This window comes from Streptomyces sp. NPDC045287, from assembly GCF_056432325.1.
Genome location: NZ_JBWKJG010000023.1, coordinates 1 through 15030, shown reverse-complemented (window position 1 = coordinate 15030; position 15030 = coordinate 1). Strand labels below are relative to the sequence as shown.

The following is a 15030-nucleotide window of genomic DNA, read 5'->3' as shown; positions in this document are numbered from 1 at the left end:
GTTCACCCTGGCGCCGCCGATGACTGCGGCCTCGCCGCTCGTGCCGCTCTTTACGATGCGTGTGCCGTCCGCGATCTGGGTGGTCATGGCGTCCCACACGCGGGTTGGGATGACTTGCCGTGGTTTGGTGCCGTAGCCGGCGGTCTGGAGTTCTTCCATGCTGTGGAAGTTCACCCTGGCGCCGCCGATGACTGCGGCCTCGCCGCTCGTGCCGCTCTTTACGATGCGTGTGCCGTCCGCGATCTGGGTGGTCATGGCGTCCCACACACGGGCAGGCACCATCTGCAGCAGCTTGTCGCCGTATCCGGTGTCGTTCCGCTCGGCTTCGGAGTGGAAGTCCACCCTTGCGCCGCCGATGACTGCGGCTTCACCGGTCGTGCCGCTCTTCGTGATACGTGTGCCGTCCGCGATTCGGGTGGTCATGGCGTCCCACACACGGGCGGGAATAGTCTGCAGGGGCTCGTCGCCGTATCCGGTGTCGTTCCGCTCGGCTTCGGAGTGGAAGTCCACCCTTGCGCCGCCGATGACTGCGGCTTCACCGGTCGTGCCGCTCTTCACGATGCGTGTGCCGTCCGCGATTCGGGTGGTCATGCCATCCCACACACGGGCAGGGACGACGTGCCGGGGCCTGGTGCCGTAGCCGGCCTCGTCGCGCTCGGTCTCGGAGTGGAAGTCCACCCGCGCGCCCCCCACCACGGCCGCCTCACCGGTCGTGCCGCTCTTCGCAATACGAGTGCCGTCCGCGATCTGTGTCGGCAGGGCGCTGAACGCCCGGGCCGGGATCGTCCGAACCTTGGATGCCCAGTCGTTGCCGAATCCCGAGTCGATGATCTCCTGTGGGCTGGCGAAGTTCACTCTGGCCGTCCCCATGATCGCCGCTACCGGAGTCGACCCGTTGGTGCCCTGCAGGAGCGTGCCGTCTGCGGGCACGGTGGGCAGGGCGTGGAAATGACGGCTGGGGATGGCGCGGACCTTGTCCGCCCAGTTGGTGCCGTAGCCGGCATCGATCAGTTCCTGGGGGGTGGCGAAGGGGATGACCGCTCCACCTACGATCGCGGCGACCGGGGTGGAGGCTCCACCGCCCGTGCCCTGGATCAGGGTGCCGTCGCCAGGGATGAAGCCGAGGCGGTTGTAGCTGCCCGCGCTGATCGCCACCACCCGGCTCGTCCAACTGGATCCCTGCCCGACGTCGATGACCTCCTGGGAGCTGGCGAACGGCACCAACGCACCACCGAGCGTCATCGCGACCGGAAGGTCGGTGTCTCCGTCCTTCGCCTGGACCAGCTGGCCGTCGGCCGGTGCCTGGTTCATGTGGTCGCGGGCGTCGATCGACCAGTCGGACACCTTGACCGGACTGCCGCAGGACACCGGTGCGTCGCATGTGTCCTGCCAGATGGGCGCCCCGCCCACGAACACGTACACCCGGCCGCGCTGGTCCACGGCAGAGGATCCGTTGCGCGGCGTGGCGGGCCCGGCGTCGATGACCGCCTGGGTCGTCGGACTGGGCGTGGTGGAACAAATGCCGCTCTCACAGGTGGCCTGCCATACGGCCGCGCCGCCGACCATCTTGTAGATCCGGCCGGTGTCGGTGGCGTGCAGCAGGGTTCCGTCAGGCAGGCCGCGCACGTCAGTCACCGGTTGCGGCCCTGTGGGGGGCACCGTTCCGCCGCCGGGCGGCTGTCCGTAACCACCGCCGCCGCCCTTGAGCATCGACCGTGTGCACTTGGTCTGTGGGCTCTCCCAGACGCAGATTATCGAATCGGTGGGTATCTTCGCCGACCGGACGCTGGGCATGGTGCCGGAGACACACCACCAGGTGCCGAGGATGTTGAACCGCTCGGTGTGCTGAATGTTGAGGTAGGCGACCCGGGTGAACTGCACATATGCCTGTGCGTAGGTCGTCTTGCCTGGCGGCACTACGGGCGTGACCCCGATCGTTGTTGCGCTCTTGTTGATGACGGTCTGGACGATACCGGAGCTGCGGGCCACGCCGACGATCTTGCTGATCTCCAGCGTGGTGTTGACGCTGGTCTCTACGGCGACAGATTCTTCGGTCAGCCTGGTATAGGGGAAGGCCATAGGGGACGAGGTGCCGTTGCTGAAATGCACCTTCTCACCCACGGACTCGATGCCGACACCAGCGGAGAGCACACGCACTGTTGCATCCGAGGGTTCCGGGGCGCCGCAAGGATAGCCGGGGCTTACTACCCAGCCGTTGGCCTGGGCCTCCGGCGGACTAATCGCCGAAGCCACCTGGCTTGCGACGAGGAGGGCTGCCACGAGGAGCAGCGATCTTAGTCTTCTCATGCTTCTTCCTTGGACTCGAGCGGAGATTTTGCTGCGGCAACGGCTGCCTGACGAGGGCGGGCCGCGTTGACGCGGCGGCGGAGAGCGTGCCCGGGCCCCGGCCCGCGCCGCCATCATTGCGAGAAACTTCGAAGGGTGCTTCGGCTTGAGACGCCTCCTGGGGCCGGGTCACCCAGGAGGCGAGTCAAGGCCGTGCTGTGCTCCGCGGGGTGGAGTCGTACCTGCCTGCCCTGGTGTTCACAGTGGAGGAAGCCGACAGCCCTCAGATGGCGGCAGCGGTACATCTCGGCGCTGAGACCGAGGTGGAGGCCGTGGGTGAGCCCACCGACTGTCGGTCTGCGAAGCACATTGCGTAGAATCTGCGCGCGTACCGGGCCGAGAAACAGCGAAAGTCCGTCGGGTACGGCGGTGTCGCCCTGCCTGTCACGGCGCCTTGCAATGCGGCCGAGGCCGGCCACGGGGTAGACGGTCCACAATGCGTCGTCATGGTCGGCTCCGTACATGCTGGCCGTGCACCCCGAGGCCAGGGGGACGAGGGGTCGGCGGCCGAGATCAGCTAGGTGGGTGGAGCATGGGTGCGGCAGGCTCACCGTGTCGGCCTCGTAGTGTGCATGGGAGCCGAAGCCAGCGAGTAGGACGTTGTGCCCGCCGGTCACCACGGCCAAGCCGATCCGCTCCGCCTCCCGGCCCATGAGCGCGTCCGCCCGGCGCCACAGGGGGGCGAAGAAAGCCCACGCCGCACGGACCACGCGCCGGTAGGCGTCGAGGAACACGGTGGGTTTGTCTAGCAGAGGCCGCCATGCCGGCGGGGGCAGGCCGGTGGCGCGCAGGGCCGCCACTTCGACGGCCAGCAGCGCGGGGTCGGCCGCCGTCAGCCCTTCCATCACAGTGCCCATGTCCGAGGCACTAAAGTCGTCGACCAGCGCGAGAAAGTCAGAGATCCAGCATGGGCCGGAGTCAAAGACCGCCCCACGGCAGTCGCCGCGTCTAGAGGGAGCGCATACCGTACGGTGGCGCGCCACAGCGCAGGGGCCCCGAGGCCGTGGCCTCCGAATACGTGCTTCACCAGAGAGAAGAGAGTGACTTCGGGGTGATGACCCACCCGGACGTTCACCTGCTCCACAACCCCCAGCCGCACCGTGCGTCCGGTCACCGTCCGCTCCCCTAAACGTCGACGTGGCGCCGAGCCTATGCGAAGACCTCCCGCCCCACGGGCGAAGTGTTCTATTTCCCCAACTGCAATCTTTCGGTTTCGTGACAGTGGGTGGGAGACGGTGGGGCTGGGGTGTGTTGATGCTGGTTGGTGGTGGTTTCGGGGTGTGGGGTCGCTGTTTTGGAGGTGAGAGATCCGTGGGGTATTGCTGTCCCGGGGCGGTATCGCATTGGAGGTGTCGCTGTCTCAGTTTGGTGAGTTCTGGTCGTGGTCCTGCGGCGCTGCTGCTCGGCCTGCCTCGCGTCCCCGCTGTGCTGTCCGCCCGCCGTGCCGCAGCCGCCCGCGGTGCCGCCGCTGTGCCTCGCGGCGCCGCCGGGGCGCCCCTGCTACCGTGTCGGCACCCTGCCGCCTCGACGTCCTGCGTGCCGCGCTCGCCCCGCGGCGCCGGCATCCTGCCGCTTCGCGGTCCTGCTGCCGCGATCCCGCCGCGGCGCCGCGCCGTCCGCCGCCGGGCTGCCGCCGCTCGGCTCGCCCGGGCCGCCGCCGCGGTGCCGCTGGAGCCTGCGGCACCGCCGGGCCGCTGCGGGCGCTCGCCGCTGTGCCGCTGCCGTCCGGCCCCCCCCAGTGTGCCGCCCGCGGCGCCGCCGTCCGTCGTGCCCCGTCCCCGTCGCGCCGTCCCGCTGTCTCCGCATCCTGCTGCGGTACCCCCGCTGCGGCGCCGCGCCGCTGCTGTCCTGCCCCTGCCGGGCCGCGTCGACACCCCGCCGCCCCGGCCTCGGCTGTACCGTCCGCCCGTCCCATCGCCGTCCCGTCGCCGGGCCGTGCCGCCCCATCTGCCGTCGCGGCGCTGTTGCGGACCCGGCTCTTGGCGCTGGCGTTCGTGACTGCGGGGCGGGCGCGGGTCTCGCTCGCCCGTGCCGCCGCCGGGGCACCCCCACCGCCTCGACGTTCTGCGTGCCGAGGTCGGCCGAGGTGGCGAGGGCATGAGCATCCGTGACGTGGTCGCTCTGGCCGTTGTCCGGCTCGGCCCGCCCGCCGTCCGCGGCGCCGCTTCGCGGTTCTACCGCGCCGCCGCGGGCCCGCTGCCGTGCCGCTGGCGCCGCGTCGTCGCGGTCCGCTGCCGTGTCGCTGGTGCCCACCCCGCGCCGCTGCCGTCGCCTCATCGTCGTCGACCTTCGCTTCGGCCGTCGCCGCGCCGCTCCGTCGTCGGCTGCCGCCGGGGGCGGTGTTCGACCGTCCTGGCCACCGGTGTTCGCCCATACAGCCTCGGCCTCCCGACCGACTGCAGTACGGCCCCACCGCTGATCCCGCCGCCCTGCCGCCGTCGACCGCTGTACGGCGCCGTCGTTAGAGCAGCCCTTCCCGCCGCTGCTGCTCACTCGTACGGACTTCCGCCTTCCGGGCGGGCGCCGTACGGCTCCGCCGTCCTGCCGCCGCGTCATCGTCCTGGCGCCGTGCCGCTCGTCGCCGACGTCGACCGCTGCTTCGGCGTCGCGCCGTCGCCCCGTTGTCGGCTGCTGCCGGGGGTGTTCGGCCGTTCCTGCCACCGGTGCTCGCCCGTCGACCACCACTGTCGGCCCTCGTACGGCGTTCCGTCCCGCCGTACCGGTTCGTCGTCGGTGCGGCAGGACGTCGCCGGCTTTGGCCGTCGGTTCCGTTGCTTCAACCGCGGAGGGTGGTGTCCTGTCGTCCTGCCCCGTCGCCCCGCCGCCCCGTCGTCGTCGGCCGCCGTACGGCGCCGCCGCCGTGTCCTGCCGCTGCGCCGTCGTGCCGCCGCGCCTTTGCCGGCGCGGGCGCCGTTCCGGCATCGATCGCCGTACAGTGCCGTCGCTACGCTTTCCGTCGCCGTCCGGCTACCGTGCCGTCGACCGCCACTCCGGTCAGTCGTCGACTGTCGCCGGGGGTGGTGTCCGATCGTCCCGGCCACCGGTGCTCGCCTGTCGACCACTACCACCGTCACCGTCGTCGACCCCCGTACGGTGTCCCGCTCCGTCGCCTCGTCGCCCCGTCGTTGACCGCTGTCCCGACGCCCCTCGTCACTGCTCCGGGTGCCGGCGCTCGCCCGTACGGCCTCCGCTTCCCGGCCGACCGTGACAGGACTCCACCAGCGCCGTCGACCGTCGCTGTGGCCCGCCGTCGCCCGCCCCCTCGCCTTGCTGCTGGCGCCGTCGCTTCACCGGCCGCCGTACGGCGCCGCCGTCGGCGCGGACGACATCCCTGGGCCCCGGTCATCGGTTCCGTTACTTCGACCACGGAGGGCGAAGCCCTGCTGCTCTGTCCCGCTGCCGCGCCGCCTCGCCCCGCCGTCGTTCTGCCGCCGTCCCGTATCGCCTTGGCGCCGTGTTCGGCTGACCCGATGACCATGGGGCCGAGCAGGAACGCCATGCCCGACCGCGCTGCTCTCTTCCGCCTCCTGCCCGGTGACCCGCCCACCGAGTCGGATAAGCGTTCCCCGTACGAATGCAATGGCGGGAAGTGGAAGACGATGCGCGCGCTGCACCTGCAAGCAGGCGTAGGTGCCGGGAAAAAGATCGGCTTTGGTTTCGGGAATCGTCAACTCCCGCTAGATGGTGCCGATAGAGTTGCCTCCATCTCGCTCAGCGGCTGATACCTGTCACGCCGCCCCTTGGGGGGAGTTCCGGGCATGCCCCGGATCTTCCTCCGAGGGGTGCGCACCAGGCGCAGCCCGCGAACGGGAGAGGGCTCACATGATGAGTTCCGCCCAGGAGCCGGAACCGCCCGAACGTCCCTGGTGGAAGCGCCTCTTCGACGCTGTGCGTCGTGGTGCCGCTGCCGTGGAGCCGATCGTGGTGGTAGCCGCCCTCGCAGTGGAGATCGTGCTGCTGGTGAAGGGCTGATTGGCCGGGCCTGGATGAGACAGGTCCGGCCAATCAGGCTCAGGGGCTCGCCATTTGGCGGGCCCCATTCTTTTTGGGGCCGCGTATTGGCGGGCATGATCGGCAATCTAATGCCTGCGGACAATAATTATCCGTCAGGGCCACTCTTATGACGGCCACCCCAGCGTACTGACTAATGCGCTACTTCTCATAACTTGCTGAGAAGTTTCTCAACTGTATTGGTTACATATAGGGGCAAACCACCTGCTGAGGACTGAATCACCTGCCCGGCCCCGCTGCTCGTTCCCGGCTGCTTACCGGCCCGGGCGTCGACCTGCTCCCGCCGCTCCGGCTCGCCATCGTCGTCGACCGGTCGTCGTTGATCGCCGTCTCGCTGCGCCGTCCTGCTGCTGCTGTCGACCGCCTACGGCGCCGCCGCCATCGGTCGCCGTACGGCGCCGGCATCCCGGCGTCGACCCTCGTACGGTGTCCCGCTCCGTCGCTCCGCTGCCTGGTCTCCCCGTCGGTTGCCGCCCCGGGCCGCCGAAGGCAACGGCCTGTCGTCCTGCCGCACTGGTCCGTCATCGGTGCGGACGGCGTCCCCGGGCTCCGGGCTCTGGCCGTCGGTTCCGCGTCTCGCTTGGGCACCGCCGCCCCGTGGTCGTCGGCCGTTGTTCCGTCGCGCTCCGTCCGGCGCCGTCCCGGCCTCGTCGCGCCGCCGCCGCGGTGCTTGCCGTCGTGCCAGCGTTCGTGCCTGTCGCTGCTGCCTCGTCGCCCGTTGTCCCTGCGTCGGTGCCGTACGCGGTGTCCGGCCGCCCGTCGCGGTCGTCGACCGCCTTCGCGCCGCCGTTGCTGTCTCGCCGGCTTCGCCCCGCCGGCATCCCGGCGCGGCGTTGCTGTTGTGCCACTGGGTGGCCACCGGTTTCGTCGTCGCCCCGTTGCCGGCGCTCGCCCGTATGACCGCCGCCTTCCGGCCGGGCGCCGCGCCGTCGTCCTGGCGCCGCGCCGCTCGTCGCCGTCGTCGACCGCCGCGCTGTCGTCCTGGCGCCGCATCGCTCCGCTGCTTCGTCGTCGGCTGCCGCCAGGGGTGTCCGACCGTCCCGGCCGCCGGTGCTCGCCCGTCGACCACCACCGCTGTCGACCCTCGTACGGTGTCCCGCTCCGGCGCTCCGTTGCCCGGTCACCCCGTCGTCGGCCGCCGTCGTCTCCCCGTCGTCCCCGTTACCGCCCCGTCCCGGCCACTGGCGCTCGTCTGTACGGCCCTCCGTCTCCCGGTCGACCGTGGATAGGGCCTCGGCCGTGTCGTCGACCGCGGCTCCGGCCCGCTGTCGCCGGCTGCCGCCGAAGGGGGGGCGGCCGGCCGTCCCGCTCCTGCCCCGTCGCCGCGTTGGTATCCCGGCGCACCTGCCCCGCTGCTGGTCGTCGACCGTCGTTGGTGCTCGCCCGTACGAGGCCCCGCCACCCGGCCGGCCGCTGTGCCGCCTCGGCGTCCTGCGTGCCGCGCTCGCCCCGCGGCGCCGGCATCCTGCCGCTTCGCGGTCCTGCTGCTGCGGTCCCGTCGCGGCGCTGCGCCGTCCGCCGCTGCTCGGCCCGCCCGGGCCCCCGCCGTCCCGCTGTCTCTGCGTCCTGCTGCGGCGCCCCCGCCGCTGTGTCTCGCCGTGCCGCTGTGCCGCGGCCCCGGGCACGGCGTCGTCCCACCGCTTCACGGTCCTGCTGCGACGTCCCGCCGCTGTGCCTCGCGGCGCCGCCGTGCCGCCGCGATGCCGTCGCGGCCGCCCGGGCCTCGGTCGCCCCCGCTGCTGTGCCGTCCGCCCGCCGCGCCGCCACCGTCGCGGCCCCACGCCGGCCGCTGTTCCGCTCGACTCGTCCGTCGTGTTGCTGCTGCGGGCCCGCCGCCTCGCCGCGCCATCCCCCCTCGCCGCCCCTGCTGCCGTCGCGTCGCGGCGCCGCCCGCGGCCCCACGCCGCCTGTCCGTCCGCTGGCCGTTCGCCTGCCGCCGTGTCGCTGTCGTGGGTCTGGTTCTTGGCGCCCGTGCCCGCGGCTGCCGGACCGCCGCGCCGCCCGTCCCGCAGCGCGGCCGCCTCGGCCGCCGCGCCCGGCGTCCCGCTGTCGTGCCGTCGTCGCGCCGTCGTGCCGTCGTGCCGTTCCGCTGTCCCCGCGTCCTGCTGCGGCGCCCGGGCCGCCGCCGGGTCGCAGGGGCGTCGCCGCTACGGGCCCGCCGCCCCGGCCTCGGCTGCCCGGGCCTCGGCCGTTTCGCCGCCGCAGGCCCGCCCATTCCGTCGCGGCGCTGGCGTCTCGCCGTGCCGCTGCGGGCGCCTGTCCCACGCCGGCCGCCGTGCCGCTGGCGCCCGTCCCGTCCGGCTATGCCGCGCCGCGCCGTCGACCTGTTCTGCAATGGCCCCGAGGCGGAACGGCCCTTCCACAGCACTCCTGTGGTGCCCTGTCATCCTTCGCGCGCATGTTCGTATAGTCCTATACCGTATAGCACTATACGGTTGGGGGAGTGGTTCACCGATCCCTCCGAGAAAGGGCCCGCCTCATGTCGTACTTGTCCGAGAGCGACTACGTGATCGTGCGCGGCATCCACCAGCGCCTGGCCGCCGTCGGCCTATCCGTCAGCGAGGACGCGGTGGCGCAGGTCTTCCCGTACGCGCGGGAGTGGGACGCCGGGCGGCTGAGTCTGACGGCCCTGTGCACGCGGGCCGGCTGGCCCTTGCCCGAGGACGCCGCCCCGGCCGCGCTCGGACCGGCCGCCGACGTCCTGGCGCACTACCTGCACCGCGGCCTGGAGCGGGCCCGCGCGCAGCGGCCGGCCACCCCCGGCACCGGCCAAGTCGACGCCGTCGCGCGCGAGCTGCGCGCCCTGCGCCGCGCCGTCGACCAGGTCGGCGCGGACCTGTCCGCGGCGCTGGTGGCGGCGGACCGGGCCGCCCGCGACGAGGACGGCGCCCTGCCCCGCGGCTACCGCGAGGCCCTCGTACGCGCAGCCGAGACGGGCGCCTCCCGGGCGACCGTTTTCAAGACCCTCGGCGCCGCCGACGTCTTGGCCGACGCCGAGCGCGCTCTGGCCCCCGCGTGGTGGCGGATGGACGGCTACAGCCTCGTGCTGCTCGCGGGGAAGGTCGTGCTGCGCGGCCCCGCCAGCGGCGAGGACGCGTACGCCCGCGTCCACAACTTCGGCGTCACCCTCATCGAGCTGCTGCGCGACGCCGGACTGGCGGTCACCAGCGACGGGCCGGGCCGGGCGGCCGAGGCCCTCGCGGCAGGACACGACCTGATCATCACCCGCCCCTGAGCCACCGCCTCGACCCGGGCCCTGGCGGTGGGCCCGGGGTCTCGCGGCGGCGGTCAGAGGTTGTCCCAGTAGCTCTCCCGATCGGAGGGCGGCCCGAACCGCTTGATTGACCAGCAGGTGCAGTTCCCGCCCTCGCCGTACCGCTGCGGGGCCTCCGTCGCGCCCGGCGTCCCGCCGCCCACTGCTGCGCCGGCGCGCTGCTGCGCCGGCCGTCGTGCTGCTGGCGCCTCCGCCCACCCCGGCCCCGACCGGCTTGGCTCAGGACACGCTCGACTTCGGCTGACCCGACGGCAGCGGGGCCGGACAGGTTCACCCTGTCCAGCCCCGCTGCTGGTTCCCGGCTGTTCATCGGCTGAGTCGGATGCGTGGTCCCCACGCGAACTCGAGGTCGTCCAGGAAGACGGTCTCCAGCTCCTCCTCCCACCGGCTGCGCAGGAGGAACGGCGCGGTCTCCATGCGCTCCAGGATGACCAGGGTCTCGGGCTGCCCGACCAGCGCGTACCGGCCGCGCGAGGCGGGCCTGCTGCCCGGCCCGTACGCGCGCAGCAGTTCCTCCAGGCGGTCGCGGTGCTCTTCCACGAACGCTTCCAGGCGCTCGATGTACCCCGCGCGTTCCTCGTCGCCCACCGCGCTCAGCGCGACGTCCAGGAAGTCCGACCCGTCCGGCCAGTGGCGCGTCCCCGGCGCGGCCACGGCCCACGGGAAGCGTTCCGCCGCCGCCAGGACGTCCGCCGCCTCCAGCGGCGGCACCGAGGCCGGGGCCGGGGCAGGTTCGTCCGCCGTCGTCTCCTCCAGGGCGGGGGAGGCCGGCTGCTGGAGGTAGGCGGTCAGTTGGGCGCTGGAGGCGGCACGCCCGTGCTGGGTGGCGGTCGCGTCCGCGATGGTCAGCAGCTCGCTGGAGACCGCCTTGACCCCCGCGTCCCAGCCGGCGTCGAAGCCCGGGGTGGATCCGTCGGGGGCGCTGCTCTCGGAGATGCCGCTGTGGGCGGAGGCGATGGCCCCGGCCTCCAGCCGGGAGACAATCTCGTCGGCTTCCCGCAGGGTGTGCCCGGAGGCGGCCAGGGCCTGGAACACGGCTGCCCGCGCGGTCGCGCCGCTGTCCACGTGGGTACGGATACGGGCCAGTTCCTGCCCGTGGGCGTCTGCGTCGTACCGCGGCGACGCGCTCGCACTGCGCCCGGCGACATGCTCCAGCGGCGTGCCCAGGGCTTCCAGGTGAGCCAGGAGCAAGCGGGCCAGGGCGCGGCCGTGATCGCTGCCCGGCGGCTGCTGGGGAGTGCTGCCGTCGCCTCGATCGCCGGGGTAGGCGAGGTGCCAGGGGTATACGACCGTGCGGTGGAAGAAATCGGCGAGCACCTCGAACAGGTCGCTCGCCTCGGACCCGGGCTCGTACGCGCCGACCACGGCGTCCGCGGCGCGCCCGATCTCGGCGCCGGTCTGCGAGAGCGCGTCCAGCATGTGCCGTGCGAAGTTCGAGGGGGTGTCCTCGAAGACCTCCACGATCCGGTACAGGCCCGCAGGTCCGTAGAGGTTGCCCTCCTTCGCGCGGCGCACCTTCACCGCGGCTTCCTCGACCGAGCCGGCGGTGGCGAAGTTGGTCACCTCCGTGAAGCCGGGGTGCTCCGGCTCGGTGCACCGGGCGAGGACCTGGTAGAGCCCTCGCTGCTCGGGCGGCCGTACCCCGCCCGTCGCAGGGTGCCCCTGTCCACGCTCCTCCGGATCGCCGGCAGGCGTGTAGCCGTCGAAGACCTGCTGTGACACCAGATTCCGGATCCGCTTCAGCTCCGTCATCCGCACCGCCGCCCAGTGCCTGTCCGCAGGACCCGCAGGATCCGCCCCGCCCTCGTCAGCGGCGATCAGGCCGCCCAGCTGCTCCCGCGTCAGGCCGACGACCTCCCGGCGGACTCCTACCCGGGTCTCGGCGTCGCTGCGGACTGCCATCATGTTGGTCCTCTCGTCGGTGCCGTCAGTGGTCACGCGGAATCTCCCTGATCGCTGCGGGTGCTGCGGGTGCGGTGGGCGACCCAGTCCGGATCCCGTACGGGCATCGGCGCTCGGGTCTCGGTGGCCGGGGCGCGCATGATGCGCCAGATGGTGCGCGGCGCGGTGACGGCGTGGGCCAGGACGACGACGGCCTGACGCCCCGCGCCGCCCCGGACCCACGCCCCGGTGTGGCGGGCCTGATCGGCCGTCCAGTCGCCCGGGTGCTGCCACGGGTGCAGCCGCCCGAGCAGATAGCCGGCCGTGAGCGCGGCGGCCGCGGTGGCGTCGACGCCCACCATCAGGACCAGCGCATGCCGATGGCGGACAGCAGTTCCATCCGCTCCGGTGTCAGCGTCGCCGCCCTGCTCCGCTGGTTCCCGATCCAGGCACCCAGCTTGTGCTCCCGCTCCTCCTGGCCGTCGCCGCCGACGATCCGCTCGACGTGCTTCCTCGGGACCTGAAGGTGCCCCTCGCGCTCGTAGTACTGCCGGGCGGCCTGGTAGTTCATCGCCCATTTGTCGGCTTGCGTACGACGCGGCGCCGGTTTCTCGTCCTCGGCCGCGGGTTCGATCCCGAGGATGTGCTCGCACATCCACTGCTGCACGCCTGTGAGCTGGTCCCAGCCGTACCGGACCGACCGCACCCACCTCCCGAGGTCTTCGCCCTGGTGCACGACGTCGCCGGGCTCGGTCGGCAGCTTGCCGCCGGCGTCCAGGTGCATGCGGGTGAGGTGGAAGGAGCGCTGCCACTCCACCGGCCAGGCCGGGCACCACGACGGGTCGATGTCCTCCAGCTGCTCGCGTCGCATCTCCGATAGCGCCCCGGCCGCCGATTCCACCGGCAGGCCCTCGGCACGCCGCTGCTCGAGCTCCAGAGCGCGCCGGGCGGCGGCCCGCGCGTTCTTCAGCCAGATGCCCACCCGGTAGCCCTGGTAGGTGGCGTCCAGCGGGGCCAGGAGGTGCCCGTGTTCGGCGGCCCACCCGCGCGCCGCGGCCAGGCCCTCCTCCCACGCGACGTCGAAGTGCGACCAGATCATGCCGAGCTTCTCCAGCTGCGCGACGCGGTCCTCGTCCATGTCACCGCGGGCGTAGAACCGGCGGGCGTCGGCGATCCACTGCCCCAGGGGGAACCCGGCGAGCGAGGCCGGCCACCCTGCGCCTTCCGCCTCCTGGTCGTCGACGGCAGGCACGCGGAACGTGAACGGCACGCGAAGGTCACCGTGCTCGCGGGCGTAGATCACGGCGGCCTCCACACCGCGCCGCCAGTGCTCGTGTTCCGGGTTGAGGACGCGCAGGTTGATGAACGCGGCGAGGGCTGCCGGGTCGCGGGGCGTGGAGAACTTCAACAGGGCCCTGGCGGGGGCGCTGACGCCCCCGGAGCCCTCCCCGCTCCCGTCCGTGCTCTTCCCGCTGTCGTCCTTGGCTACGGGCTTGTAGCGGCTCGGGGCCTGCTGCTCCGCGAGGCTCTCCACGATCCTGGCGTCGTGCGCCCGCAGTGCCTCCAGCAGCTTGGCCAGCCCGCCGTACGCCCGGCTCGTGAGCATGTTGTCCGCCGTCTCGCCGGGCCCGAGCAGGACCGGCACGACCAAGCTGGCCATCTTCCCCTCGCCGGGCTGCATCCGCAGCGCGCGGCCGACGGCCTGGACGAGGTCGGGCATCGAGCCGCGTACGTCGGCCCAGTACACGGAGTCGCAGTTTTTGGTGTCGACGCCCTCGCCCAGGACCTTCACCGAGGACAGGAAGCCCTTCTCCACGACGGTGCCGTCCGTGGCGATCCCGGCCGCGAACTCTCCGAGGAGCCGGCGGCGGTGGAGCGGCTTGTGGTCCCCGCACAGCCAGTTAGCCCAGATCGTGGCCGGGTACAGCTCCGGGTCGGATGCGTGCAGCTGCGCGGCGACGTCCGGGAGGCCGGCCGCGAATGCTTCGGCCTCCCGGATCTGGTGGTGGAAGACGAGCGTGCGCCGGAAGTTCTCCTCCGCGGACGCCTTCACCAGGGCGGTCTGCAGGGCAGCGAGCCGGGCCCCGCGGACCTCTGCCGAGCGGCTTTCGGCGCCCAGGAGCTGCGCGGCCTGGAGCGCGGTGTCGGTGACGTCCACGCATACGACCTGGTAGGGGGCACAAATTCCCCTGTCGATGGCCTCCGAGAGGGTCAGGGTGAAGCAGCGGCTGCCGAAGGGGCTCTCGGGGTCGTCTTCCATGCTCGCGACCAGCTCGCCGGGTGCGCCGGCCTCGTCCTCGTCCCCGAGCTGCCACAACCGGGGCGTGGCCGTCATGTAGAGGCGGCGCAAGGACGGGATCTTCTGGTTGTCGTGGACGACCGCCCACGGCTTGCCGATCCGGCCCGAAACGCGGTGGGCCTCGTCCACCACGATCAGGTCCCAGGCCGCGAGGCCCGCGGCGTGCGCACGCTCCAGCGTGCCCAGCCCGAGGCTGGCGTACGTGGCGTACACGGTCACCTTCTCCAGGCCCCGCGTCCACTCCACCAGCTCGTCCACGTCCGTGGTGTTGGGGAAGGACACCTCCTCACCCCGCAGCGAGGACACCCCGATCATCGGCCCCCGGCGGCCTGCCTCGCGCCACGCGGCCTCGGTCTGGGCGAGCAGGTCCAGCGAAGGCACGAGCACCAGCACACGGCCCGCGTGGAGCTCCTCCGCGCTGCGGACCGCCACCCGGGTCTTCCCGGACCCGGTCGCCATGATCACCTGCGTTCGAAGCCCCCGTTCGGGCACACGTGATCTTGCAGGCAATTCGAGGGCGCGCACGACCGCGTCGATGGCTTCTCGCTGCGCCGCCTCGCGCTGATCAGCGCGGTCTGTACTCGACATATCGCCTGCCTTCTCCTGCGGTGCCGTCTGCTCGGTTCGAGCGGCGGGAACCGGAAAACCTGCACGTAGAGGAGCCACACGGGCTACGGTGGATTGATGTGATCGGCTGGTTGATCCGCCCCGCCGGAGCACCGAAAAGGCGGCCGGGTGGATCTCGGTAACCCTCCGGAGCGGTCCGGGGCGGTGTGCTCTGAGTCCAGAGTTTAGCTCGGGTCCGAAAATGAAGCACGCGGAATCGAGAGATTCCCTCTAACGTGGATGAAAGCTGCTAGTCTTGCCTTACCGCGAGCCAATTCGGGACCTTGACGCCCCATCAATCCGGTCCAGTCGTCCGGGTGGCCGGCACTCTCCCGACTACCCGTCACCCCTCCCTCTTCCTCCTGCTGCTGGGGCCGTGAGGCCCATGGGTGGGCCGCGCGGAGCGTGGCGCGCCCCGTGGTACGGCGGGTGACGTGGGATCAGGCGGTGGGGTGGCGGATGGCTGGAGCGCAGCGGAAGCCACCGGTCGGCCGGAGGCCGGCCCCGGGCCGCAACGCGGCCCGGCTGCCCTGCCCTTGGCGGGGCGCGCGGCGCGCTGGCCGCCTGGCGGTGAGCGCCGCGAACCGCCTCCGCTCACGCGGAGCGGGAGCGG

Annotated in this window: 7 protein-coding genes; 2 read left to right on the top strand and 5 right to left on the bottom strand. The window is 72.3% G+C overall.

Going from position 1 to position 15030, the window contains the following annotated elements:
- Positions 1-2307 (bottom strand): hypothetical protein (locus AC07D6_RS29070; protein WP_479049306.1); only part of this gene is annotated, 2307 nt, incomplete at its 3' end.
- A gap of 113 nt (positions 2308-2420) precedes the next feature.
- On the bottom strand, positions 2421-3203 hold the full coding sequence (locus tag AC07D6_RS29065) for a hypothetical protein (RefSeq protein WP_479049304.1): 783 nt from the start codon (positions 3201-3203) through the stop codon (positions 2421-2423).
- Between the two features lie 2965 nt (positions 3204-6168).
- On the opposite strand from AC07D6_RS29065, the gene AC07D6_RS29060 reads away from it, so the two are divergent.
- Positions 6169-6318, top strand: a complete 150-nt coding sequence (locus AC07D6_RS29060) for a hypothetical protein (protein WP_479049302.1) — start codon at positions 6169-6171, stop codon at positions 6316-6318.
- A gap of 2518 nt (positions 6319-8836) precedes the next feature.
- The gene (locus AC07D6_RS29055) at positions 8837-9592 is read left to right on the top strand and encodes a hypothetical protein (RefSeq protein ID WP_479049300.1); all 756 of its coding nucleotides are present in this window, start codon (positions 8837-8839) and stop codon (positions 9590-9592) included.
- 345 nt (positions 9593-9937) lie between these two features.
- On the opposite strand, the gene AC07D6_RS29050 is transcribed toward AC07D6_RS29055, so the two are convergent.
- Genes AC07D6_RS29050 through AC07D6_RS29040 form a run of 3 tightly spaced genes read right to left on the bottom strand, consistent with a single transcriptional unit; the run spans position 9938 to position 14399 of the window.
- A complete protein-coding gene (locus AC07D6_RS29050; protein ID WP_479049298.1) occupies positions 9938-11569 on the bottom strand; it encodes a hypothetical protein in 1632 nt (543 codons plus the stop codon).
- Positions 11566-11874: a hypothetical protein gene (locus AC07D6_RS29045; protein ID WP_479049296.1), complete on the bottom strand. Its 309-nt coding sequence runs from the start codon at positions 11872-11874 to the stop codon at positions 11566-11568. Before AC07D6_RS29045 ends, AC07D6_RS29050 begins: the two co-directional genes overlap by 4 nt.
- Positions 11874-14399: a helicase associated domain-containing protein gene (locus AC07D6_RS29040; RefSeq protein WP_479049294.1), complete on the bottom strand. Its 2526-nt coding sequence runs from the start codon at positions 14397-14399 to the stop codon at positions 11874-11876. Before AC07D6_RS29040 ends, AC07D6_RS29045 begins: the two co-directional genes overlap by 1 nt.
- Between the last annotated feature and the right edge of the window lie 631 nt (positions 14400-15030).